The following is a 22,593-nucleotide window of genomic DNA, read 5'->3' as shown; positions in this document are numbered from 1 at the left end:
TGGGAAATCCAGAAAGTCGTTCCCTTTCATGGATATTCCCCAGTGTCACGCCTTCGGTCTCTTGATCTTCCCCGTTCCCTCGTCGTTCGTCGTGTTGTTGCACTGGACAACAGAGTGGAGATCGAAGTCGGTCTGCGAAAGCGGAGTGCAGTGTGTCCGGACTGTCAGTGCCCGACACAACGCATTCACAGTTTCTATCAGAGAAAACTTGCGGATCTTCCATGGCAGGGCCGTCCAGCCACGCTGATCGTTTCTGTGCCGCGCTTTTTCTGCCAGACGATGCTTTGTCCACGTCGGACGTTTGGTAACCGGCCGTTCTGTGCCGCCTTGATTATGCGGCCTTTTTGTGAAGCGTATTCGCGGGTTGCCAGTTCCATGGCAACAATTCGTGGAGGCGGTTGATCTTGTGTTCGTTGATGCGGGCGAGAACATCGGCGAGGTAATCGTGCGGGTTGAGGCCTGAAAGTTTTGCGCTTTCGATAAGCGTCATGGCATCAGCGATGTTGTCGCCCCCGGCGTCTGAACCGGCAAACAGATAGTTTTTCCGCCCGACGCATACCGGTCGTATGGCCCGTTCGGCAGGATTGTTGTCGATGGCAACACGACCATCTTCGAGGAAGAGGGTAAAGGCTGCCCACCGGTTGAGCGCATAACGGATTGCTTTTGCCAGTTCCCCCTTGCCAGGGATACGGGCGAGCTGTGTTTCGCACCATGCGTGGAATGCTGTGACACGAGGGCGGCTTTTTTCCTGTCGGACAGCCAGACGATACGGAGCAGGAGACCCGGTGAGCTGCCGCTCGATATCGTAGAGTTCCCCGATCTGCTCGAGTGCTTCCCTTGCGATTGTCGAATCACTGCCCTTCCAGACATCATGGAAGGCCCTGCGGAGATGAGCCCAGCAGGCCGCTTCGCGCACATGCACGGTTCCCGTTGCATCGGGTTTATACAGATCCCTGAACCCCGCGTAGGCGTCAGCCTGCAGAATGCCCCGGAACTGTGCCAGATGGGTCTGGGGATTGATCCCCTTGCGATCGGGAGAGAACCAGTAGGCCACGGCGGGCGGATCACTCCCGCCCCAGGGGCGGGGATCGCGCAGATAGGTCCAGATCCGCCCTTCCTTCACACCACGTGGTTTCCCAGCCTGGCGCAGACGGGAATCAAGAACCTGGATGGGTGTATCATCGGCATGCAGCAGGTCTGCCTTTACGACATCCTGACGGATCAGATCTGTGAGAGGACGCAGAACGGCAACGGCCTGACCACACCAGTCGATCAGGGTTGAACGGGGAATGTCCACACCCTGACGGGCAAAGATCTCGTTCTGACGATAAAGCGGGATATGGTCATCGAATTTCGAGACCAGGATATGGGCCAGAAGCCCGGGGCCAGCCATCCCCCGTGGAACAGGGCGCGACGGTGCTTCAGGCTGCACCATCGTTTCGCAATGGCGGCAGGATTTCTTCAGCCGTGCCGTTTCGACAACTTTCAGTTTTGCCGCAATAAAGTCCAGTATTTCGGTGACATCTTCGCCTACAAGACGCAGAGGACCGCCACAGGCAGGACAGGCCTCACCCGGGTCGAGAACAATACGCTCCCGTGGTGTCGTGTCAGAAACCTGTGGTTTGCCACGCTGCCGTGGGGGAGAGACTGCATCATCGCTGACATCATGCTCCCTGATATCAGGAGAAGGATCGGCTGCCGCGATGGCGATTTTTACATCTTCAAGGAGCAGTTCGAGCTGTTCAATCTCACGGTCTATCTTTTCTGAACTGGCCCCGAATTTCTGTTTCTGAAGGCGTGCGATCCGGATTTTGAGAGACTGGACAAGAGCCTCATACGCACGGGCCGACGCAGAAAGCCGGGCCACTTCGGTCTGCAGGGAAACAATCATTTCCCTCAGGATATCCGGATCATCAGGCAGGACCACGGGTGCAGGCGTCATTATGAAAAAATAGCAGAAAATCTAAGAAAATTCAAAAGGTTCTACACGATCACGCCATAAAAATCAGGCTACGCGAGACGGTGGTGCAGACCAGGAAGGGCGTCTCCACTCCATGCCTTCCCACAGCATGGCCATCTGTGCTGTCGTCAGGCGTGCAACGCCCTCTGCCGGAGACGGCCATGGAAAACGTCCCTTCTCAAGCACCTTGTAATAAAGACAGAACCCCTGACCGTCCCACATCAGAAGCTTGATCCTGTCGCCACGGCGACCACGAAAAGCAAAGAGCGCCCCTGATGTCGGGTTCTGACGCAGCACGTCCTGTGCCAGTGCTGCCAGACCCGATATGCCCTTGCGCATATCGGTCACCCCGCAGGCCAGATAGACACGCACGCCGTTGCCCACGCCAATCATGCCGTCTCCGCAATCTGGATGACCCGGGCCAGAAGATCTTCGGCAGGATGTCCCGTCACCCTGATACTACGGCCATTGCGCAGCACTATGGCCAGTTCGTCAGGTCCACCGCCAGATGTCACAGCAGGTGTCGTCACTGAAGCAACAGGAATAAACGCCACAGACTGATCTGGCGAAGATAGTCTTTGACGGAATGAACTCCGCCATTGGTAAAGGTGTTGGCGGGTCAGGTCATGCCGACGTGCCACATCCGATACACTCGCTCCATCCACACCAACTTCAGACAGTATCGCCAGTTTGCGTTCATCCGACCAGCGGCGACGGCGTTCAACACCAATCAGGATTTCCTGGGCCATTCTTACCTCTCAAATGACGTCAATAACGACGTCGTTAACGACGGTAAGTTACCAGTCACAATCTTTAATCATAAGGCGGCCTCAAACGGCCGGTTACGACGTTTGTCATGCCCCTTGAGGGGATAACCGTGCGTCATGGCAGACAGACCACGCGTCTTACCGATCTTCATTATTATATCGCCCATACCCTGGGCGGTTCCGCTGGTGCACGAATGACCGTGCGCCTGTGTTGCCCCATCAGCCCGGACACTCTCATTCGCCGCCTCCTTTCCCGGGCACGGAACACCAGGAAAGACATGCCCCCTACACGCGTGGTAGGGGTGGATGACTGGGCATGGCGACGGGGACATCACTATGGAACGATTGTGGTAGATCTTGAGAAAAATGATGTCATTGACCTCCTGCCAGATCGGGAGGCTGCGACCCTGGCCCAATGGCTGCAGGCCCACCCCGGTGTTGAAATCATTGCCAGAGACCGTGCCGGTGCTTATGCAGATGGATGCCACAGAGGCGCGCCATCAGCTCTTCAGGTGACGGACCGCTGGCATCTGCTGAAGAACCTGTCAGAGGCTTTTGTCAGCATACTGGGCCGTTTCACGACAACAGTCAGAACCCTGACGCGACAACTCAGCGCATCAACGACATTGAGCGAAACGTCTGGAACATTCAGGACACAACCGGAAGAAGCGCAGACGCTCATCAGGTCAGTCTCTGGGGAGCGACGTGAAACTCTTTTCAATGAAGCTCTTGCCCTGAAAGCAGAAGGGCACAGTATTCAGGCTATCGCCACAACGATCGGGGTAGAGAGAAAAACCGTGCGGCGCTGGTTTCAGCGGGGCCATGCGCCAACATGGAAAAGGACGGTTCCGACACGCAGCATACTCGGGCCTTACATATCCCATCTGGAAAAGAGATGGGTCGAAGGATGTCGGAATATTCGCCAGCTATGGCGGGAACTCCTGGAGCAGGGGTTTACAGGAAAATATGGCACTGTTCGGAAATGGGTGACGACGCGACAGGGTATTTCCACGAAACCCATTTCTTCCGCGTATGTCTCGCCCCCTCTGGGGCGCAAACTTGCACGCCTTCTTCTTGCAGATGATCCATTGTCTGCTGGACGACAGGACGGGCTACCTGTTCCTGCCCTTCTGGAAGCCGAACCGCAACTCGCTGTCACGCTCTGCTGGCTCAGGAAAATGCAGAACCTCCTCTGTAAAAAGGAGGACACCAGAAAGGAAGGCGATCTAAAGGCCCTGCTGGAAGAAGGGAAAACGACGCTGCTATCGCGTTTGATTCCTGCGCTTGAACGGGATGCTGCTGCCATTGAAGCTTCTCTCGTCACACCATGGACAACCAGCCCGGTTGAAGGACAGATCAGCCGACTGAAAATGATCAAGCGAACCATGTTCGGAAGAGCAGGCTTCGAACTCCTCAGGGCTCGTGTCCTCCAACCCGCATAATCAAAAACATCATCACGAAAAGTGCGGAAGAACCGAGATTTGACCCATGCCTCCACACTCCCCGGCATCATCTGCTGGGGGTTTTTGGAGTGATTGACATGGAGCTTCTGAGTGTGATCCGCCGGTGGCATCGCCGGGATCATCTTCCGATCCGCGAGATCGAACGCCGGACAGGACTGTCACGCAATACGATCCGGAAATATCTACGGGCAGAGAGCATTGAACCGCGGTTCCAGGTTCCCGAACGTCCCAGCCGACTGAACCCGTTTGCTGAAAAATTGAGGGAATGGCTGGTTCTGGAAGCCGCCCGATCCCGCAAGAACCGGCGCACGGCGCGACGGTTGTATGAAGACCTTGTGACGCTGGGTTATGATGGATCCTACGGACGGGTGCCCGACGCCATATCTGGCAGGATCTGCCTGCCTTTCCTGATCTGAGGTCCGCGAACTGCGTCAGGCCAATGAGATCCTCAAGAAGGCTTCAGCTTATTTTGCTCAGGCGGAGCTCGACCGCCTATGTGGACGGCCGTTTAAAGGCAATGCTTCACATTGTCTTTCCCATGCAATTTCCAAAACGTATTATTCTACTGGCGGATGATGCATACCGATTTAACGTGAAGACCCGGTCAGATGCGCTCTTATGTCCGGCCTGTTTATGCGACTTTATGCGCTGGCCATCATGGGTGTGCGCTCACGTGTCAGGCACCAATCTCGTATCGCGTGCTCAGGGGCACAGACGGTCGAACGGTATGGCCTGAACTGTTGCTGAATGACAGTCTTCCCATCACGTCGGTTCATACATACTGCCGGATTTACCGGAGCAAGCTCCGGTGTCCATCGTTCTGCTGGTGCAGGTCAGCCTGCTGAAACACTGACACCAGCCGGACGATAGATCTCTTTACGTGACAACAACGCCCAGATGATACGAGCCATTTTATTGGCAAGTGCAACTGTTGCCAGACGCCTTGGACGACGCGCCATGAGTTCGCATAGCCACTGACCCGCAGCGCTATCCCACTTATGGGCACGATGAAGCATGGCCGTCGCACCAAGAACCAGCAACGTTCTTATCTGCCGGTTGCCCGTTTTGGTAATCCTTCCCAGACGGGTTTTACCGCCGGTAGAATGCTGACGAGGCACAAGCCCAAGCCAGGCGGCAAAATGGCGCGCAGAGGCGAAGGAGCCAATATCCGCGACCGAGGCGACAATCAGAGAAGCCGTTATGGGACCGACCCCAGGGATGGTCATCAGCCGACGCGCATCCTCATCGCTTTTTGCACGCGCCCGGATATGCACTTCCAAAGCATCAATGCTCTGAGCGACCTTTTCGTAATGCTCAAATAACAACATGGCACTCTGCTTCATGGTAGCCGGCAGGTCGGCTGATGTCTCTATTTTTGCCATCAGTTCTGGCAGATGGCGTGTGCCCAGAGGGGCTATCAGCCCGAACTCGGAAGCAAGAGCCCGTAACGCATTACTCAGCATGGTCTGCTGTTTGACCAGAAGAGCGCGGGTAGAATGCAGTGACAACACGCCTTGCTGCTCTTCGCTCTTGATCGGAACACACATCGTATCAGGATGAGTCGCCGCCATGCAGATCGCAGCCGCATCAACAGCGTCGTTTTTCTTGCCTTTTTTGACAAATGATTTGACCCGATCAGGAGGAACCAGTCTGACATCATGACCAATCCTGCTGATCACCCGTGCCCAGTAATGCGCTGACCCGCAGGCTTCCAGAACAACTTCACATGGGTCAAGTTTTGCAAAAAATGCTGAAATTTCACTGCGACCAAGCTTGCGCTTGAAAACGCACTTTCCATTTGCGTCAGCTCCATGAGCCTGAAAAACGGATTTGGCAATATCAAGGCCAATTATGCTAGCTTTCATACGGGCGGTCTCCTCCTGATGGTCAGTGAACCTCCATCATGGCACATTGATGCCGCAGGGAGGCCGTCCACCCCATCTCGTTTCGCAAATGATCGCGTTTATTGAAGTCTACCGTGCCGATTACGGGGTCGAGCCAATCTGTCGCGTTCTGCCGATTGCCCCGTCCACGTTTTATCATCATGCGGCCATAGCAAGAGATCCGACCACGGCCAGCCCGCGTGCCCGGCGCGATAGGGAGTTGATGGAACATATCCGCCGGATATGGCAGGACAACCGTGCTGTTTATGGTGCGCGCAAGGTGTGGCACAGCCTGCAGCGTGAGGGACGACAGGTTGCACGCTGCACTGTTGAGCGCCTGATGCGCAAGATGGGTCTGAAGGGTGTCATCCGGGGCAGGAAGGTCATCACGACCCGTCCGGATACGGCGCGCCCCTGTCCCGATGACAGGGGCAACCGGCAGTTCCGGGCCGAGACCCCCAACCAGCTCTGGGTCTCGGACTTTACCTATCTCCAGACCTGGAATGGCATGGTCTATGTGGCGTTCGTCATTGATGTGTTCGCCCGCAGGATCGTGGGCTGGAAAGTATCGACTTCCATGACCACCCAGTTCGTGCTCGACGCCCTTGAACAGGCCCTCTGGCAACGAAAGCCTGCGGGAAACAAGGCGCTGATCCATCATTCGGACCGTGGATCACAATATCTGTCGATCCGATATACCGAACGCCTGGCGCTGGCTGACATAGACGCCTCAGTCGGCACGGTTGGTGACAGCTACGACAATGCACTGGCGGAGACCATCAACGGTTTATACAAAGCCGAGGTCATCCATCATCTGGGGCCATGGAAATCCATGGCGCAGGTCGAATGGGAAACCCTCAGATGGGTGGACTGGTATAACAACCGACGCCTGCTGGCGCCAATCGGATACAGGCCGCCCGCCGAAGCCGAACGCGCCTTCTATGAAGATCAGAGCGGGCTTGATATCGCTGCCTGATTACTGAACAAATCACTCTCCGGTAAACCCGGGGCAGTTCAGGATCCCCTGATTGGGAATGGTGGCCGCCCGCCCCTTCAGTTCCGCCAGAGCCTTATTGGCCTCGACCAGAGCCCTGAGAACCGGAACCGTTTCTATTTCCGCCTGAGGCGGCAAAGGCTGAATAAGATAGGTTGGCGTTAACATGACATCCTAACGTGGTAGCAATATGTGTTTTTTCTAACACGTCAGAATGATCCGTCAAAGAAATCCGGTTTCTTTGACATATGACGACCTGCTGTATCCATACGCTCCATTCAGACCCGAGCAGAATCTGGAAGATACGTCATCACCTCATTGAAGACATGCTCCATCCGGGGGCGAAGATATGCCATCTCTCCGGCAAGACGAACAAAAGTTCGAGAGGGTTTTTCCGCCACATGCTCAGACTGACTGCACAGCGACCACCTCCCTGGTGCACCAGGAACTTCTGACAGATCAGCCAGACAGATACCGACGTCATACATGCTGTCAAAAGTCGGATTTTCCTCGATAAAACCTTTTTCAAGGATCCGGGGACCTGTGTTCTCAGCATAGTGATCCCTGACCTCCTGCCGCACGGTGTTGAGCGCGTCCTTTTCTGCTCCCTCTTTCACCCGCGCAGGAAGAAACAGGATTTTCTCCCACGGCACATTGGCCTCATGAAGACGGTCTGCCGTCCACATCCCTCTGTGCAGACTGTAAGGATCTGCTGTCACCGGAATGACGAACAGATCAAACAAGACATCTTTGGGCGTAAAGCAGGTCTTAACCCCATCCAGAAATGCTTCCACCACATTCATGCGGATATCGGCAATGACGGGGCGGTCTGCATACATCACGATCTGCGCTACCATGTCATCCACCTCAGATCCTCGCATGAAGTGCGCCTCCATGCCCCTGAGGGAAAACATTGTCTCCGGAAATGGCCCCATGAAAAGCATGAGAGGATTTTCCAGAAAGGGCCGGAAAAGATTCACGGCCAGCGTGGTTTTCCCGCAGCCTCCTGCTGCGGAGAGAATGCAGATTTTAGGATGAAAGGCATTCTGTGCATGTTCCATGAAAACGGCTCCTCAAAATACATATTATAGTTGATAATATTATAATATGTAATCTGCCATTGCGGATGCATGGATATGCGCCGCCTTGTGGGAAAGAATTTTGCACGTCTGCGCAAGGCGCGTGGCCTGACACAAGAGCAGGTTTCAGACCGCTCAGGCTTCAGTCAGCAATATCTCAGCGGCCTGGAAAAAGGGCACCGCAATCCGACGGTCATCACCCTGTTCGAACTGGCCAACTGCCTTGAAACAACCCCGGACGAATTCCTGCGGGGTATCAAATCTGACACGCAGACAGATCCACCCCCTTCTCCTGTCAGCCCCTCTGCCGTAAGATAAGGCAGGTTACCTTTCTTAGAGAGTAGAGAAAGGGTCGAAGCAGATCCCGCCTTATTGGCGGGATTTGTTTTATGGTCCCCCATGCAGCTCATGACCACATGTCACTGTTCCTCTTTGGAAGACCCATTCTGCTGCACATACTGCTGTGCCAGATCCGAAATATCAAAAGCACCTATGCCACTCTCTCAAACATCTCTCGTCTGAGAAAAACAGCAACGGCCCAAACCGTCCCAAAATACATCCACACAACCGTTTTCAAGATCACCGTTCATAGTTCTGTCCTGCGGTTGTTTCTCAGTCTTCACCTTTTCCCCATTTGATATTTTTCCGACACGTATGGTTGTTTTTTGGTGGTTTTTTGGTTGCATCTCCTTTCAGGAAAATATGTGGTGGTTTTTCGGTGTTTTTCTGGTGGTTTTTTCTCCCTTCTCTCATATGGAAAGTGGTGGTTTTTTGGTTTCAAACTGGTGTTTTTCTGGTTGTTTTTTGGTGGTTTTCGCTTTTTTCGGGTCTGCTCGCTCACGCTCGCTGCAAGAGGACGCTGTTTTCTGCATAAATGGGTGTGGGAAAGGTCTTTTTTCTGCCCTGTTCTGACGGTTTTTGCTCCTTAATCTGGCTATACACATGACGCAGTTCTCCAAACTGCATAACGCATTGAAAACAAAAGACTTTATTCGATCTATACATTTTGTGCGTCCGACGATAGTCGGACATTTAATTGATTTTATGGCAGTTTTCTGCGACAATACGTCCGACAAAATGATATCCATTGGATTGGAACCGTCATGCGCGAACGCAAATACACGGTGAGATTCACCGAAGACGAAGCTGGGTGGCTTCAGGAGGTTGCTCTTGATGGCAACGTGTCTGGCTATATTCGGGACACCGTTTTGAGACAGTCCAAAAGTGACCGCAAACTGGTCAGCATGAATGAAAGACTGGTGGACCTTGGTCAGGACATGAGGCTGGTGACTGATCTGCTGGATGACCTGAACCGGAAGGTTGCTGTCAAACCCACAGCACCGGACGCGACCGGCTCACAGGAGCCTGATGGCATCCCGGACGAACTCATGGCTATGGTGCTGGAAATCCTGCTTCTGACGCGTGCGAACTCAACCCGTCAGGATATCCGTATGGCACAGGGTTCGGTTGAATACGCCGGACTGTCCGTGTGGGAAGGCAAAAAGCGCTCCTCAAGAACCGAATAATCTGTGTTCAGAAAGCTCTGCCAATAGCCCCTGATTGCCCATGGCATATCTGCGCATTTCCATGACCATATGCGTGACAAAGTCTGATTGATTTTTTACGAGGATATTCGTATATATCAAGCCCAAAGGGTTCAAAGAGGTAAAGCGAAAAGTTATCGCCGCCTTACGTGAGGGCACCTATCAGCATGAAACAGATCGATCAGCCATAGACACCAAAAACCTGCTTTTCACTGGAGATGTAACGCCCGAAGAGATTTGTCAGGTTCTCATGAACAGTCAGGGGCAGGATCACTCCTCATCCCCACACCACCATGCCCCATCAATCACAGTCCACATCATCAAGCGTGATGGATGGTATCTGAAATTCTACTTCGTAGACCCGGATACTGTTTTCATAAGCGCACATAAATGAGCACAAATATGGTGAAGCTCTATCAACCCGGCGATAAAAGCCGTGCCGTGTGTCCTCACTGCGCCAAACTGGTGACAACCACGTTTAACTATCGCGATGTCCCTTTTGATGACGGTTCTGGGACAGTCAGGGATATTCTGACAGCGGTCTGTGATGAATGTGCACAGATTGTCGCTGTTCCGGCTCAATCCACACCGGCAATCAGACACGCACGTGAAGTTGCTGACATTTCTCTGGAAGTCAGCATTCCTGCACCAGAAGTGGAAATTCTGGACGCAGCGGCATATCGGATTGATCCACGGGCAACCACTCGGTTTCGCAAGAGCCTTTTTGCTTACTACCTGTCGAAATGGCAGCGTGAAACGGGAGAATTAGACCGTCTGCAAGAAGACGTAAGGACGTGGCTCACGCAGCGTCAGGCCCTCAGCAAACAGATTGCTGGGATTAAAATTCCCAAACGGCGCATTTCCTTTAAGCTGTCTCCCGTTACCAATCAAAATGTCCGTAAGATCATGGACAGAACAAACCTCGATAAGACAAAGCTCATGCGGGGGGTCATCATGATGACGGAAAGAGAGATTTTGAGTGATAAACCCGGTCCTGTCATCCGGGAATTACAAGAAATTGCTGCTATCGTTAACGCCTGATTTCCGAAATTACTTAAAGGGACACGTACGCATATGGTTCAGACAGCTTCGATCGGGCCGGGATAAGCCTTTACCAGCGGATCATGGGTCAGCAGAAGCAATCCTTCCACCGTGGCCTGTGCCACAAGAATGCGGTCAAAGGGATCCCGATGTACATCTGGCAGCTATCCCACTGCTAGGGCATGCTGGCTAGTGATCGGTAACTCCTCATAGCCGTTTTCGATCAGACCACGTCGCAACAGATGGGGATCAACCTGAAAGTCTGCACGACCCCAGCCCAACCTTGATGGTGACCTCCCAGAGACTGGCAGCGCTGAAGACCAGAACATTGTTCTGATCTTCCATCAGGGTTTTCGCCCGTGCTGACAGCTTATCAGGCTCTCCGGCTGCCCAGAGCAGCAGATGGGTATCCAGAAGGAGCCTCATGCCGGACCGTCGAACAGAGACACAATGTCGTCCTGTCCCATGCGATCAAAATCCTCGGGCACCCGGATTTTTCCAGCAAGAAATCCCAGACGCCGTTGCTGTTGTTCTTCAGGAGCCGTAATCGGGCTGACCCGCGCCATCGGCCGGCCGGCTTTGGCAATAATGAAGCTTTCCCCTTTCATGGCGGCGTCAATCAGCCGGGACAGATGGGGCTTGGCTTCGTGAATGTTGACTGTGCGCATGACGAAAGCCTCCTCATCTTCTACCATAAGACTTAGTCATGTGAGTTTAGTCTATCAAGAATTAAGTCTTCTCTCTTCAGAAAATCTGATGACAGTATTCCGACTGGCGATACCGTGATACGTCACGTAAACGCGGAAACAATGGAGAGTGATGAATATCGACAGTTCTGGCGACAGCCTGACTTCGATACTGAACGGGAACGGCATAGCCCGCCGAAGGCATCTGGCTGGAAGATACGTAAATCGCCCCTCATTCTATTTTCTGGAATTTTTATCGTGGAAAAAGAAGAAAAATCCCTATCTGGTAAACCATCAAATCCACATGGCTACACAATGGATGAACTTCTTGCTGTCTCGGATTATTCCCAACCTCAACCTTTAGACGAGCGAGAGTGGATTGACGCTCCTGCTATAGGGCGGGAACTGGTTTAAGTATTTCTTTCTGAGCAAATGATCTACCAACGAACAAACCCCGCCAGAAAGGCGGGGTTTGTCTCGACCCTTTAGTTCTCTCTTAGAAAGGTAAAGGACGTCCTGTTTAGGATCTCTTTCGTCACAGTGCAAAGCTAAAAAAGGGCAGACGCTTTTAGTCTGCGCTATGATTGAAACCAAGGAAAAGCCAGTGTTTCCGTATGGGTTTTCATGATGAACCGATACCCGTTGTAGCCATTCATCCAACGTCGATTCCTACGGATAACCTCGTTGTTATTGCGTTCATGGCCGCAGTTATACCCTGTCGGCTACGACATTGGCGGTCAGGAATGCCGCATAGCCCCGTTCGTCCATCTGACCCGCTGCCAGCGCGAGAACCGCATTCGCTGCATCTTCCTGGGCTGCCGTGAAACGATAGCCGTTCAGTTCCAGAAACAGCACGCCGAGCACAAAACCCGTACGTTTGTTCCCATCGATGAAGGGATGGTTTTTGACGATACCCGCCGTATAGACGGCCGCCAGATGCACTGGATCCAGCGGATCCGCATAGGCCGCATGCTGCTGTGGCCGGGCAAGTGCGGATTTCAGAAGACCTGCATCCCGTACGCCGGAAGCGCCACCATGCAGCCCCAACAGCCGGTCATGCAGGATCAGGGTATCCCGTTCGTCTATCCAGACGAAAGCTGTCATTGCGCCAGAACATGCAGCGTATCACGGTAACGCCGCATAATATCCTCAGCCTTCGCCATTTTAGTTTCGAAGTCAGGATCATAGGGTACGAGCCGATATCCGCCGTCTGGTGCTTCGGTCAGATACAGGGGCGCGCCGTCCTGAGTGTTCAGCCGTGAGATCACTTCCTTGGGCAGCACCACCCCGAGTGAGTTCCCGAATTTTCGTACTTTCAGCTCGACCATAGTGAATCCCCCCTAATGTTATGACCAATGTAATAACGTTTTGCGGTTTCAGCAACCACCATGCTCGCCGGCCTGTCTAGCTCACAGTGATCAGTAGTCTTTCTTACGCGACGTTCCTTGGCCGACCGCCTTTCGCACCATTCCGACGTGCGGCTGCCGCCTTTGCGGGACTGGCAGATGATCCGCCCACACGTCCCATCTGTGCCGCCATCCAGCTTCGGGAACCGTAGATACCGTGGATGAGACCTTCGACCAGGACATCAGCATCAAGACGTGGCCAGTGAAGGCCATTCCCCAGCGGGGTGATCTCGATCTCGGCCAGATCATTCAGGGAAGCGCCGTGCAGATCCTGTAGCAGATCCACAGGCACGCTCATTTCAACACCGTTGGAGAGCGTGACATGAAGGGCGCGGCGCGCACGGATCAACCGTGCGGAGACCGCATGAGGAACTGTCGCTCTATGAAGCGCGTCTGCTTCACGAGCGGCCTGATAGTTCATGTCATTCGCCATGTATCTTCTCCCATGCTTCCGCCAGCATCTCAGCGTGGTCCTGCACGATGACAAGGGCTTCCTGTATAACCTTATCCTTCATGCCACCTGCCCGTATCAGGCGGGCTTTCCTGCCAATTTCAATTACCGCTTCCCCATCCGCGCTTATGACGTGAACGTGCATTGGCACATGATCTGCCGTGTAAATCACGACACGAAATCCATTGATGCGTAGAAGCGTCGGCATAATGCACTATATCCCTAACGCTTGGGTTTTTCAATCAGAACCATCCCGCCGAAAGTCAGGAGCAGGATATCTGGACAGTCTGACCGAAATGGACAGCCCATCGATCTCTGACAAAGCTCGCAGAGCGCCGTGTGAGGCTGTACAAAGCGTAATTCCCATTACAGGCACAAACCAGCCGCCACATCTGATAATGCCTGTACGGCCATCCTGCGGTATCTGACGGGTATGCTAAAACGGTGCTGTCACATTAACTTTGGTTTGTTGAGCTCCTCTCGGTGTTGACGCATTCAGGCGGTAAGCGCGGTAGCGTTGTTCCACTGGACGAAAGCCCTGATCCGATGGATGTGCCGGGAGAGGGCATTGTCGATGGAGTGGGGCGGGACGAAGAGGTTGCGGACGGCGGAGAAAACGAAGACGAAGCGCTGGCATCCCCCAGGTGAGCGGAATTTCTGCATGACCCGTTCGCGTTTTCGCAGTGGCAGATGGCTGTTCTCCGCCCTGTTGTTCAGGCCCTTGTGGGATAGGTGCCGGACCGTGAGCCTCAGTTTACGTCTGGCCGCCCCGTAAGAGCCCAGCTTGTCGGTGACCAAGCGCGCGGGCCGGATACCCTGCTTTTTCAGCAGTCGCGTCAGCAATCGCCTTGCGGCTTTAGTGTTCCTTCGGGTCTGCAGGATTTCGTCGAGAACGTAACCGTCCTGATCGACGGCGCGCCACAGCCAGTGTGGCCGGCCATGGATCACGACCCGGACCTCGTCGAGATGCCAGATATCCCCGGGTCTAGCGGCCTTGCGGCGCAGCGAGCGGGCAAAGGCCACTCCAAATTTTAGGCTCCACCGGCGGATCGTCTCATACGACACAACAATCCCGCGTTCGAGCAGCATCTCCTCAATCAGACGAAAGCTCAGGGGAAACCGGAAATACAGCCATACCGCATGCGCGATCAGCTCACTCGGAAAACGATGTCGTTTGTAGCTCACAGATCCAGCGCTCATCAGCGGAGACTATCACAGGTCAGAGTTAATGTGACAGCACCCTCACTGCTTCTCTTCAGGCCCTCCTCCTTTCTTGTTAATAAAAATTAATTATTTTTTTTCATATTGAAAGGTTTTATGTTTTCAAACAAAAGAAGCGCTCAACAAACTGTGTGAGATTTTATAAATGTCATCTGTAACCGAGAATTGGTCTTCCGTTGATCAAACAGGGGGAACAATCGGAGCATCCGGGCAAACCACTACCCTTACAGGATCGCCATCTAGCGCCATTAATAATGTAACATTCGTCGGTGACGTCGTATTAGATAACAATGGAACAGTCACATTCCAGCAGGCATCTATAAGCGACAACTCATCAGTTACTGTTTCAACCGGAACATCCCTTGTACTTGATCAAAGTACACTGATGTCTGGAAAAATTAACATGGATGGAGGAGCATTAAGCAATAGCAATGCCTATTCTGGTGGTCCATTAACCATAAATTTTGGGGACACAACAGAAAAAACAAACACAGTTACATTGAATGCATACGGCCTGAGTGACGTTACATTTACAAATGTTGCTCCAGGAGATAATATTACATTTGTAGGGTCTTGGGGAAACATCAAACTTGTTGATGATGGTAGTGGCGTCATAACAGTTGAGGATTCCTCTGGAAAAACTCTTACCACCCTGCATACTGCTAAAAAATCAGATGGGAGCTATTATACTGCATCAGATTTTTCATCTTCAGCTGACGGACAGAATGCGGTTCTTGTCTGCTTCCTCCCAGGCTCTCTCATCAGCACGCCGCACGGGACGAAGGCCGTTGAAGAACTGAGTGTTGATGATGAGATCATTGCGTATGTTGATGGTGTCGCGATCCCTCGTCGTGTGACCTGGACCGGTCAGGCACACTGCAACGTTCGTGCCCATCTTCCTGATGATGAGGCAGGCTACCCAGTCTGCATTCTCAAGGATGCCATTGCGGACGGTGTTCCCTTCAAGGACATGTTGATTACAGCGGAACATTGCCTGTTCTTCGATGGACAGTTTGTTCCGGCCCGGATGCTGGTGAACGGTCGCTCGATCTTCTTCGACAAGTCCATCACGTCTTACGACTACTACCACATCGAAACCGAAGTCCATTCGGTCATCATAGCCGATGGCATGCTCACCGAGAGCTACCTCGATACCGGAAACCGTCGCGCCTTCTCCCAGAAGGGAAACGTTGTCTCGATCGGTGGCAGCCGGAACCTGACTTGGGATGATGCGGCCGTGCCTCTGACCGTTTCCAGAGAAACGGTCGAACCTCTCTTCCGCAAGATTGAGAGACGCGCGGACAAGGCTGGTTTTGCGATCTACACCGAAGCCCGTCCCCTGACGAACGAAAATGACCTGCACCTGACCACGGATGCAGGAGCGATCATTCGTCCGGCACGGCAGAACAACGGACGGGTCATGTTCATGATCCCCGACGGAGTTGAAAGAGTTCGGATCGTCTCCAACGCCAGCCGCCCCTGTGATGTGATCGGGCCCTTCGTCGATGACCGCCGCCAGCTGGGTGTTCTGGTTGGAACGGTTACCCTGTTCGAAAGCAACCGGACACGCACACTGACCGATCACCTCCATGATGCCCAGCTCTCCGGCTGGAACAACGTGGAAGAGGGAAGCATGCGCTGGACCAGCGGAAATGCTCTGCTTCCCCTGGGGGAACGTGCACCAGGAACCCTGGCTCTGATGGCAATCGAAGTCAGGGCCGCAGGTCCGTATGTCCTGGACGAGGCGATCTCAGAACATCAGGCCCTGAAAGCCTGATGTTCTATTCAGTCCCGGGGAATACCCGGGGCAATTCACGAACGCCCGATGAGGCGTATTATGGGGCGCCGACGCTATCTGGTCAGGGGTTAACCCCTGACCAAATGGCCACCAGCAACGCCGTCAAAATGGCAGCATACCAACAACCGGGTATAGCTTTTTCAAACCCCAAAACTGTCCGAACAGACGAGGCCACCTCTCTTTCCTCTTGAAAACTTTAAACGCTCAATCAACAGGCACAAAACCGTTACAAGTCCAGTTAAATTGATTAAGCAGATTTTACCGTTTTTGCCGCTTTCTGATTGTTTACGACATAAGGGCCTGCAGCACGGACGGTCATGGACAGGATACCCATTTTTCCGTGCGCCAGATGATCCCCCAAGGGTAGTTCGGCGTTACCGTTTGTCCATGCAACACCTTGCCAACCCATGTCAGCATGCCAACCTTCAGGTTTTTCAGTCTTAAGGTGGGATATGATATCAAACTGCTGTTTTGCGCAGAACAGGCAAACCTCCCCAACTGCTACGCCCATGTAACGGCGATCATCCACAAACGGGCCGATCACATCAGAAGGACGGCTGGCGCGTGAGACAATCCTTACAGACCGTGTGGAAGGCGGAAGCATGAAACTATATTCATGCATTGCATTGCGCATCGGACGCACAACGGCACCGGTTTCCGTCACCAGATGCAGGTCTGGATCACTGGTCAGTTCAGGAGCGGCTGGTAACTGTTCTTTTGAGATCTTGTCTTCGCGCCACTCGATGGCACGGAACAGCGGTTCAACAAAAGAACGTTCAACACCCAGCGGAGCACCGGCATCATCTCCCCAGCTTTTGACAGCGCCACGAAGGGTAGCAATCTTGCCTTCCTGCCGGAAAGAGGAGCGGTTGCCAGTGTCCAGATAGCTTTCGGTCAACATGCCATCCGCCGTGATAACAGAGTGCTGCTCTGTTTCCACATGATAGTAATCATAGGACGAGATGGATTTATCGTAGAAAATAGACACACCATTGACCAGCATACGCACTGGCACAAACCGATCCTTGAAGAACAGACAATGTTCCGATGTAATCAACATGTCTTTGTAAGGGACGCCATCTGCAATCGCATCTTTCAGGACGCGAACAGGCCAACCAGCTTCATCGTCGGACAGACCGTGACGAATATTAAAGTGTGTTTTCCCAACCCAAACAACAGGCCGAACAACTTCTGTATTGGTCCGCCAATCAAAGGCAATCACTTCATCACCGATCTGGATATTTTCAACAGCGATTTCGCCATTCGTCGTACGAATCATGCTACCGGAAAGGAAGCATGCCCCAATATAAGTGTTGCCATCAGAGTAGGTGATTTTAAGGGGGTTTTTATCAAGATCGTTTGAATTAACAGCATTATTGTAAACGCCGGTTGGCACATTTGCCCCATCTGCAATTGTTACAGAATAACTTGCAACTTCGTTTCCGGACGTGTCCCTCAAAGAAACAGTACGGGACGTACCTGAGCCGGATATTACATAACCTGAGATTGCTTCGGTTGTATTTTGAAGTTCAATTGTATCTTTAGATGGATCGTAACCAGTAATAGTCGTAGAAGATAAATCAAGAAGAGTGCCGCCAGCATTAAGAACTAGGGTACCACCTCCTGTGGTGAAATTAATTTTTGTTCCAGACAAGAGCCCGATTAGATTGGTGCCAGATGAATAAGTGCCACCGTATCCGATATTAATAGTGCTTCCTTGAAGAGCACCCGCAACAATACCAGATGAAAAAGTCAGGTCACCACCATATACATTTAAAGTAGCGCCAGACAGAGCGCTGACACCGAGACTAACTGTGGTATCTCCACCGATATAGTATGTAAGGCCACTGAGAAGATTGACGCCAGTATTGATATTTCCCGTTGAGCCTGGAACGCTGACGTATGTGCCGATTATGGCACTTATTAGGTTAAAAGAATCGTTCTTGCCAGTTACAATGGAGCCAACGTAAACATTCGATGCAGAGGCTACTTTGTTGCCATCAGCATCTGTGATGACAACATTATAATACAAACCAACCAAATCAGATTGGGTAACTGTGTATGTCAGACCCGACGATTTGTCCGTATAAGCTGCCATTTTCATGATTCCTGATTTAAGAAATTGATAAAAGCCCTGCCTGATCCATAAAAATTCCCGATACATTTATTTCAGAAAGAAAATTGTTTACACAACAAAAACATTAATAAAGTAGGTAACAATCAAGAGAGGGGAAATGGAATGACAGAGGTGGAGGGTTCGAAGAACCATTGATTAAAATCAGGCAAAAGCAAAATCAATCAATGGTTCTTCGAACCCTCCATATCGCAGCAACCTTCATCTTCTATCTCAAAGAATGAGTGAGGTGGTCCCGTCCGTTCGGACAGTTTTGCGGGCTTGATAAGCTATACCCTCTGATTGTTTCACAGGTGCTGTCACATTAACTCTGACCTGTGATAGTCTCCGCTGATGAGCGCTGGATCTGTGAGCTACAAACGACATCGTTTTCCGAGTGAGCTGATCGCGCATGCGGTATGGCTGTATTTCCGGTTTCCCCTGAGCTTTCGTCTGATTGAGGAGATGCTGCTCGAACGCGGGATTGTTGTGTCGTATGAGACGATCCGCCGGTGGAGCCTAAAATTTGGAGTGGCCTTTGCCCGCTCGCTGCGCCGCAAGGCCGCTAGACCCGGGGATATCTGGCATCTCGACGAGGTCCGGGTCGTGATCCATGGCCGGCCACACTGGCTGTGGCGCGCCGTCGATCAGGACGGTTACGTTCTCGACGAAATCCTGCAGACCCGAAGGAACACTAAAGCCGCAAGGCGATTGCTGACGCGACTGCTGAAAAAGCAGGGTATCCGGCCCGCGCGCTTGGTCACCGACAAGCTGGGCTCTTACGGGGCGGCCAGACGTAAACTGAGGCTCACGGTCCGGCACCTATCCCACAAGGGCCTGAACAGCAGGGCGGAGAACAGCCATCTGCCACTGCGAAAACGCGAACGGGTCATGCAGAAATTCCGCTCACCTGGGGGATGCCAGCGCTTCGTCTTCGTTTTCTCCGCCGTCCGCAACCTCTTCGTCCCGCCCCACTCCATCGACAATGCCCTCTCCCGGCACATCCATCGGATCAGGGCTTTCGTCCAGTGGAACAACGCTACCGCGCTTACCGCCTGAATGCGTCAACACCGAGAGGAGCTCAACAAACCAAAGTTAATGTGACAGCACCGGCGGTCCTTCACCTGCTGGATGCAGTGCCTGCTGTTTTTCCTGTGGTCCGTGCCTGATGAAACTATCGACCCTGCCTTCCGCCGCATCCCGCCCTACCCGGCCCGCCAGATCAAAGGCGGGGCCCGGCCAGGCGCGGGCCGTGCCCGATGGCGGAAAACCACAAGGTCCAGGGCATGAGGACCAGGCCGACAGACGGCATGAAATTCTGGAAATAGCAGCCGAGCTGTTTGCGGAGCGGGGCTACCGCGCCACGTCGATTCGGGACATCGCGGAGCGGGCGGGCCTTCTGGCCGGTTCGCTCTATTATCACATCCGCTCGAAGGAAGCCCTGTTTGTCGAGATCCACAACAAGGCGCTGGAAGCCGCGGCCCTGCGTATCCGCACCGCACTTGACGGCCTGACGGACCCGTGGGAACGCCTGCAGGCCGCCTGCTTGGAAATGCTGGAAATCCAGCTTAATCCCGGCTCGCTCACGCTCCCGATCATGAACAACCTGCGCAGCGTGCCGGTCAATGTGCGCGATGCCCTGATCCAGCAGCGTGATGCGTTTGAGACGATCTTCCGTGACCTGGTGGCCGACCTGCCGCTTGAGGCCGATATTGATAAAAATCTTTATCGCATTCTGCTGCTCAGCCTGCTGAATTCGGCAGATGGCTGGTTCCGTGAAGGGCGTCTGGCCCGCGCGGAAATTGCAGCCCAGATCATCCGGATTTTCCGACACCAGAAAACCTGACCAGGCCGCAGGTCGTCCGCTTGCAAGGTCTGTTGGTGCTGTCACATTAACTTTGGTTTGTTGAGCTCCTCTCGGTGTTGACGCATTCAGGCGGTAAGCGCGGTAGCGTTGTTCCACTGGACGAAAGCCCTGATCCGATGGATGTGCCGGGAGAGGGCATTGTCGATGGAGTGGGGCGGGACGAAGAGGTTGCGGACGGCGGAGAAAACGAAGACGAAGCGCTGGCATCCCCCAGGTGAGCGGAATTTCTGCATGACCCGTTCGCGTTTTCGCAGTGGCAGATGGCTGTTCTCCGCCCTGTTATTCAGGCCCTTGTGGGATAGGTGCCGGACCGTGAGCCTCAGTTTACGTCTGGCCGCCCCGTAAGAGCCCAGCTTGTCGGTGACCAAGCGCGCGGGCCGGATACCCTGCTTTTTCAGCAGTCGCGTCAGCAATCGCCTTGCGGCTTTAGTGTTCCTTCGGGTCTGCAGGATTTCGTCGAGAACGTAACCGTCCTGATCGACGGCGCGCCACAGCCAGTGTGGCCGGCCATGGATCACGACCCGGACCTCGTCGAGATGCCAGATATCCCCGGGTCTAGCGGCCTTGCGGCGCAGCGAGCGGGCAAAGGCCACTCCAAATTTTAGGCTCCACCGGCGGATCGTCTCATACGACACAACAATCCCGCGTTCGAGCAGCATCTCCTCAATCAGACGAAAGCTCAGGGGAAACCGGAAATACAGCCATACCGCATGCGCGATCAGCTCACTCGGAAAACGATGTCGTTTGTAGCTCACAGATCCAGCGCTCATCAGCGGAGACTATCACAGGTCAGAGTTAATGTGACAGCACCAGGAAGCAGCACATGGTCATATCCGGCCTATAAGCCGTTCTGATGCGAGTCTGTTTTTTCGCGGGATACTCTCCCCCTAGGCAGGGTCATCGTCTGGACAGTGAGGCCACCAAGACGATCGTCTCCGTCTAGAGGGTTATCGACATGACACCCGAGGATATTAGCCGCAAACCGACGGACTATGACCGCGCCGGCATGGGCTGGTGAAATAATCTGGATGAGGCCACGCGGCATTTTTGGACGAGCTCGCTGGCAATACCGTTCGGACTGTTGACACCAGGCAGACATTCAAACGTGAAACCAGTTGGGAAACAGCAGCGGTGAGGGCGGGCCGGTACGACAATGCCGTTCTCCTCCTAAAAATAGTGTCTCATAAGACGATCGTTAAACGGACACTTTAAAAAGACGTGACAGCGGAACGAAAACCCTAGACAAAGTTCGTCTCATAAGGGTGGTACGGTGATCGTCTCAATAGAGGGGGGCTTTACGTTACATGATGCTGATCGGTTACGCTCGTTGTTCACGGGACACACAGGACCTGGCCGCGCAACGCGCTGCCCTCGCTGCGCTCGGGGTGGATGAAGATCGCATCTATGTCGATTTTGGATATTCTGGCACGAAGCGGGAGCGGCCGGGTCTTGACCAGGCACTGGCTGCGGTAAGGCGAGGTGACACGCTTGTCGTGCCGAAGCTCGATCGTCTCGCCCGATCGGTTCCCGATGCACGAAGCATTGCGGAGATGCTGACTTCCAAAGGGGCGAAGCTGGCGATTGGTGCGAACGTCTATGATCCGACCGACCCAATGGGCAAGATGTTCTTTAACGTCTTGGCAACATTTGCCGAGTTTGAAGTCGATTTGGTGCGACAGCGAACACGCGAAGGCATGCTAATTGCCAAACAAAAAGGTAAATTAAAAGGCAAAAAGCCAAAACTTAGCGTGCGGCAGCAGCAAGAATTACGCAGAATGCACGAAACTGGTGAGTATTCTATCAGTGATTTATCAGATGTATTCTCTATTTCTCGCCCAACAGTATATAGAACCATCAAGAAAATAGTGGAATAATTATTTGTATCACTATGTATCGTATTTATGGTGCCCATACGAATATACAAAGTGATACAAATTTATTTTGAGCATGAACGGCATTTCATGCACGATTTTTGCCACGAAAAAAAGTTAAAATCTCACGTAACAAATATCGTCGTTCTCGCCTGATCGTTTTCTTTACATTTTTCACAAATCCGTGATGTTCGACAGAAGTCGAACGTAATTTGTTCTGAATTTCCCCGGATTACCGCTGTTCGATATCATTTCATCAGCCTGAGTGGCGTCTCGGACCAAGGCTTTTTTTGTTGCGTCTCGTGAGAAAAATTCGATATTTCTACAAGGCAAGATATTTCGATGCGGTCAGATCGCTGACGATCGGGTGTCTCAAACGAGAGGTTTCGTCCTTGCCATGCGAAATTCTTCGGACTTGCCAAAACTTAACGCCCCGGTTTGTTTTCCTG

At 53.0% G+C, this 22,593-nt stretch carries 21 protein-coding genes, 6 pseudogenes and 1 other annotated feature; of the genes and pseudogenes, 12 read left to right on the top strand and 15 right to left on the bottom strand.

Annotated features, from left to right (window positions below):
- Window positions 1–42: 42 nt before the first annotated feature.
- Window positions 43–303, top strand: a pseudogene (locus ASN_RS20380) (transposase family protein); the annotation flags it as partial.
- 28 nt (window positions 304–331) lie between these two features.
- Here the strand turns inward: ASN_RS20380 and tnpC are convergent.
- The 3 genes from tnpC to tnpA form a co-directional block, all read right to left on the bottom strand.
- Window positions 332–1,942: an IS66 family transposase gene (gene tnpC / locus ASN_RS18370; RefSeq protein ID WP_058986868.1), complete on the bottom strand. Its 1,611-nt coding sequence runs from the start codon at window positions 1,940–1,942 to the stop codon at window positions 332–334.
- Between the two features lie 63 nt (window positions 1,943–2,005).
- Window positions 2,006–2,353 (bottom strand): IS66 family insertion sequence element accessory protein TnpB, encoded by a 348-nt coding sequence (gene tnpB / locus ASN_RS18365; protein WP_010510701.1) that lies wholly within the window; start codon window positions 2,351–2,353, stop codon window positions 2,006–2,008.
- Window positions 2,350–2,709 carry an IS66-like element accessory protein TnpA gene (tnpA, locus tag ASN_RS19330; protein WP_058986867.1) on the bottom strand — a complete coding sequence of 120 codons (360 nt, stop codon included), beginning with the start codon at window positions 2,707–2,709 and terminating at the stop codon, window positions 2,350–2,352. Before tnpA ends, tnpB begins: the two co-directional genes overlap by 4 nt.
- 89 nt (window positions 2,710–2,798) lie before the next feature.
- Between tnpA and ASN_RS18355 the strand changes: the two are divergent.
- Both ASN_RS18355 and ASN_RS18350 read left to right on the top strand, forming a co-directional pair.
- A pseudogene (locus tag ASN_RS18355) lies at window positions 2,799–4,169 on the top strand (ISL3 family transposase); the annotation flags it as partial.
- Between the two features lie 98 nt (window positions 4,170–4,267).
- Window positions 4,268–4,561 (top strand): annotated as a pseudogene (locus tag ASN_RS18350) (IS21 family transposase); the annotation flags it as partial.
- A gap of 462 nt (window positions 4,562–5,023) precedes the next feature.
- Here the strand turns inward: ASN_RS18350 and ASN_RS18345 are convergent.
- Window positions 5,024–6,055: an IS110 family RNA-guided transposase gene (locus ASN_RS18345; RefSeq protein ID WP_006560347.1), complete on the bottom strand. Its 1,032-nt coding sequence runs from the start codon at window positions 6,053–6,055 to the stop codon at window positions 5,024–5,026.
- A gap of 40 nt (window positions 6,056–6,095) precedes the next feature.
- Window positions 6,096–6,218, top strand: a sequence feature (AL1L pseudoknot).
- On the opposite strand from ASN_RS18345, the pseudogene ASN_RS18340 reads away from it, so the two are divergent.
- A pseudogene (locus ASN_RS18340) lies at window positions 6,108–7,049 on the top strand (IS3 family transposase); the annotation flags it as partial. It overlaps the preceding feature by 111 nt.
- A 39-nt stretch (window positions 7,050–7,088) precedes the next feature.
- Here ASN_RS18340 and ASN_RS19785 read toward each other — a convergent pair.
- Window positions 7,089–7,235, bottom strand: a pseudogene (locus ASN_RS19785) (Fic family protein); the annotation flags it as partial.
- 110 nt (window positions 7,236–7,345) lie between these two features.
- Window positions 7,346–8,128 (bottom strand): P-loop NTPase family protein, encoded by a 783-nt coding sequence (locus tag ASN_RS18335; protein ID WP_058989502.1) that lies wholly within the window; start codon window positions 8,126–8,128, stop codon window positions 7,346–7,348.
- Window positions 8,129–8,197: 69 nt separating this feature from the next.
- Between ASN_RS18335 and ASN_RS18330 the strand changes: the two genes are divergently transcribed.
- From ASN_RS18330 to ASN_RS18310, 3 genes are all read left to right on the top strand, one after another.
- Window positions 8,198–8,464, top strand: coding sequence for a helix-turn-helix domain-containing protein (locus ASN_RS18330; protein ID WP_058989501.1), 267 nt, complete (start codon window positions 8,198–8,200; stop codon window positions 8,462–8,464).
- A 785-nt stretch (window positions 8,465–9,249) separates the two neighbouring features.
- A complete protein-coding gene (locus tag ASN_RS18315; protein ID WP_058989498.1) occupies window positions 9,250–9,672 on the top strand; it encodes a hypothetical protein in 423 nt (140 codons plus the stop codon).
- 420 nt (window positions 9,673–10,092) lie between these two features.
- Entirely contained in the window at window positions 10,093–10,731 is a 639-nt protein-coding gene (locus ASN_RS18310; protein WP_157765218.1) for a hypothetical protein, read from the top strand.
- 38 nt (window positions 10,732–10,769) lie between these two features.
- On the opposite strand, the pseudogene ASN_RS18305 reads toward ASN_RS18310, so the two are convergent.
- Window positions 10,770–11,157 (bottom strand): annotated as a pseudogene (locus ASN_RS18305) (type II toxin-antitoxin system VapC family toxin).
- Entirely contained in the window at window positions 11,154–11,399 is a 246-nt protein-coding gene (locus ASN_RS18300) for a type II toxin-antitoxin system Phd/YefM family antitoxin (RefSeq protein WP_058989510.1), read from the bottom strand. Before ASN_RS18300 ends, ASN_RS18305 begins: the two are co-directional and overlap by 4 nt.
- A 141-nt stretch (window positions 11,400–11,540) precedes the next feature.
- On the opposite strand from ASN_RS18300, the gene ASN_RS20375 reads away from it, so the two are divergent.
- Window positions 11,541–11,831: a hypothetical protein gene (locus ASN_RS20375; RefSeq protein WP_231948537.1), complete on the top strand. Its 291-nt coding sequence runs from the start codon at window positions 11,541–11,543 to the stop codon at window positions 11,829–11,831.
- A 294-nt stretch (window positions 11,832–12,125) separates the two neighbouring features.
- Here the strand turns inward: ASN_RS20375 and ASN_RS18290 are convergent, their stop codons facing one another.
- The 5 genes from ASN_RS18290 to ASN_RS18270 all read right to left on the bottom strand — a co-directional run bounded on the left by ASN_RS18290 (window position 12,126) and on the right by ASN_RS18270 (window position 14,474).
- On the bottom strand, window positions 12,126–12,521 hold the full coding sequence (locus tag ASN_RS18290; RefSeq protein ID WP_058989495.1) for a type II toxin-antitoxin system death-on-curing family toxin: 396 nt from the start codon (window positions 12,519–12,521) through the stop codon (window positions 12,126–12,128).
- Entirely contained in the window at window positions 12,518–12,745 is a 228-nt protein-coding gene (locus tag ASN_RS18285; RefSeq protein WP_026019902.1) for an AbrB/MazE/SpoVT family DNA-binding domain-containing protein, read from the bottom strand. The genes ASN_RS18290 and ASN_RS18285 overlap by 4 nt, the downstream gene beginning before the upstream one ends.
- 103 nt (window positions 12,746–12,848) lie before the next feature.
- Complete coding sequence (locus tag ASN_RS18280) at window positions 12,849–13,256, bottom strand: DUF2442 domain-containing protein (RefSeq protein WP_058989494.1); 408 nt, start codon at window positions 13,254–13,256, stop codon at window positions 12,849–12,851.
- Window positions 13,246–13,482 (bottom strand): DUF4160 domain-containing protein, encoded by a 237-nt coding sequence (locus ASN_RS18275; RefSeq protein ID WP_040133518.1) that lies wholly within the window; start codon window positions 13,480–13,482, stop codon window positions 13,246–13,248. Before ASN_RS18275 ends, ASN_RS18280 begins: the two co-directional genes overlap by 11 nt.
- Window positions 13,483–13,769: 287 nt before the next feature.
- Window positions 13,770–14,474: an IS6 family transposase gene (locus tag ASN_RS18270; protein ID WP_058988143.1), complete on the bottom strand. Its 705-nt coding sequence runs from the start codon at window positions 14,472–14,474 to the stop codon at window positions 13,770–13,772.
- Window positions 14,475–14,640: 166 nt separating this feature from the next.
- Between ASN_RS18270 and ASN_RS18265 the strand changes: the two genes are divergently transcribed.
- The gene (locus tag ASN_RS18265; RefSeq protein ID WP_058989493.1) at window positions 14,641–16,272 is read left to right on the top strand and encodes a Hint domain-containing protein; all 1,632 of its coding nucleotides are present in this window, start codon (window positions 14,641–14,643) and stop codon (window positions 16,270–16,272) included.
- Between the two features lie 268 nt (window positions 16,273–16,540).
- On the opposite strand, the gene ASN_RS18260 is transcribed toward ASN_RS18265, so the two are convergent.
- Window positions 16,541–18,397 (bottom strand): Hint domain-containing protein, encoded by a 1,857-nt coding sequence (locus ASN_RS18260; RefSeq protein WP_058989492.1) that lies wholly within the window; start codon window positions 18,395–18,397, stop codon window positions 16,541–16,543.
- Window positions 18,398–18,760: 363 nt separating this feature from the next.
- Between ASN_RS18260 and ASN_RS18255 the strand changes: the two genes are divergently transcribed.
- A complete protein-coding gene (locus ASN_RS18255) occupies window positions 18,761–19,465 on the top strand; it encodes an IS6 family transposase (RefSeq protein ID WP_058989491.1) in 705 nt (234 codons plus the stop codon).
- 109 nt (window positions 19,466–19,574) lie between these two features.
- Window positions 19,575–20,252: a TetR/AcrR family transcriptional regulator gene (locus tag ASN_RS18250; protein WP_082666846.1), complete on the top strand. Its 678-nt coding sequence runs from the start codon at window positions 19,575–19,577 to the stop codon at window positions 20,250–20,252.
- Window positions 20,253–20,338: 86 nt separating this feature from the next.
- On the opposite strand, the gene ASN_RS18245 is transcribed toward ASN_RS18250, so the two are convergent.
- The gene (locus tag ASN_RS18245; RefSeq protein WP_058988143.1) at window positions 20,339–21,043 is read right to left on the bottom strand and encodes an IS6 family transposase; all 705 of its coding nucleotides are present in this window, start codon (window positions 21,041–21,043) and stop codon (window positions 20,339–20,341) included.
- A gap of 534 nt (window positions 21,044–21,577) precedes the next feature.
- Here ASN_RS18245 and ASN_RS18240 point away from each other — a divergent pair.
- Complete coding sequence (locus ASN_RS18240) at window positions 21,578–22,147, top strand: recombinase family protein (protein WP_058989490.1); 570 nt, start codon at window positions 21,578–21,580, stop codon at window positions 22,145–22,147.
- Window positions 22,148–22,593 lie beyond the last annotated feature (446 nt).

Source organism: Acetobacter senegalensis, assembly GCF_001499615.1.
Classification (GTDB): Bacteria; Pseudomonadota; Alphaproteobacteria; order Acetobacterales; family Acetobacteraceae; genus Acetobacter; species Acetobacter senegalensis.
Note: the sequence above shows the minus strand (reverse complement) of the source record. Positions and strands in the feature narration are given on the sequence as shown.

Coding starts and splice junctions, on each gene's coding strand:
- ASN_RS18245 (WP_058988143.1), bottom strand. CDS start 21,043: ATGAGCGCTGGATCTGTGAGCTACAAACGACATCGTTTTCCGAGTGAG.
- ASN_RS18330 (WP_058989501.1), top strand. CDS start 8,198: ATGGATATGCGCCGCCTTGTGGGAAAGAATTTTGCACGTCTGCGCAAG.
- ASN_RS18260 (WP_058989492.1), bottom strand. CDS start 18,397: ATGAAAATGGCAGCTTATACGGACAAATCGTCGGGTCTGACATACACA.
- ASN_RS18270 (WP_058988143.1), bottom strand. CDS start 14,474: ATGAGCGCTGGATCTGTGAGCTACAAACGACATCGTTTTCCGAGTGAG.
- ASN_RS18310 (WP_157765218.1), top strand. CDS start 10,093: ATGGTGAAGCTCTATCAACCCGGCGATAAAAGCCGTGCCGTGTGTCCT.
- ASN_RS18300 (WP_058989510.1), bottom strand. CDS start 11,399: ATGCGCACAGTCAACATTCACGAAGCCAAGCCCCATCTGTCCCGGCTG.
- ASN_RS18275 (WP_040133518.1), bottom strand. CDS start 13,482: ATGCCGACGCTTCTACGCATCAATGGATTTCGTGTCGTGATTTACACG.
- ASN_RS18250 (WP_082666846.1), top strand. CDS start 19,575: ATGAAACTATCGACCCTGCCTTCCGCCGCATCCCGCCCTACCCGGCCC.
- tnpC (WP_058986868.1), bottom strand. CDS start 1,942: ATGACGCCTGCACCCGTGGTCCTGCCTGATGATCCGGATATCCTGAGG.
- ASN_RS18280 (WP_058989494.1), bottom strand. CDS start 13,256: ATGGCGAATGACATGAACTATCAGGCCGCTCGTGAAGCAGACGCGCTT.
- ASN_RS18285 (WP_026019902.1), bottom strand. CDS start 12,745: ATGGTCGAGCTGAAAGTACGAAAATTCGGGAACTCACTCGGGGTGGTG.
- tnpB (WP_010510701.1), bottom strand. CDS start 2,353: ATGATTGGCGTGGGCAACGGCGTGCGTGTCTATCTGGCCTGCGGGGTG.
- ASN_RS18265 (WP_058989493.1), top strand. CDS start 14,641: ATGTCATCTGTAACCGAGAATTGGTCTTCCGTTGATCAAACAGGGGGA.
- ASN_RS18345 (WP_006560347.1), bottom strand. CDS start 6,055: ATGAAAGCTAGCATAATTGGCCTTGATATTGCCAAATCCGTTTTTCAG.
- ASN_RS18255 (WP_058989491.1), top strand. CDS start 18,761: ATGAGCGCTGGATCTGTGAGCTACAAACGACATCGTTTTCCGAGTGAG.
- ASN_RS18290 (WP_058989495.1), bottom strand. CDS start 12,521: ATGACAGCTTTCGTCTGGATAGACGAACGGGATACCCTGATCCTGCAT.
- ASN_RS18335 (WP_058989502.1), bottom strand. CDS start 8,128: ATGGAACATGCACAGAATGCCTTTCATCCTAAAATCTGCATTCTCTCC.
- tnpA (WP_058986867.1), bottom strand. CDS start 2,709: ATGGCCCAGGAAATCCTGATTGGTGTTGAACGCCGTCGCCGCTGGTCG.
- ASN_RS18315 (WP_058989498.1), top strand. CDS start 9,250: ATGCGCGAACGCAAATACACGGTGAGATTCACCGAAGACGAAGCTGGG.
- ASN_RS20375 (WP_231948537.1), top strand. CDS start 11,541: ATGGAGAGTGATGAATATCGACAGTTCTGGCGACAGCCTGACTTCGAT.
- ASN_RS18240 (WP_058989490.1), top strand. CDS start 21,578: ATGATGCTGATCGGTTACGCTCGTTGTTCACGGGACACACAGGACCTG.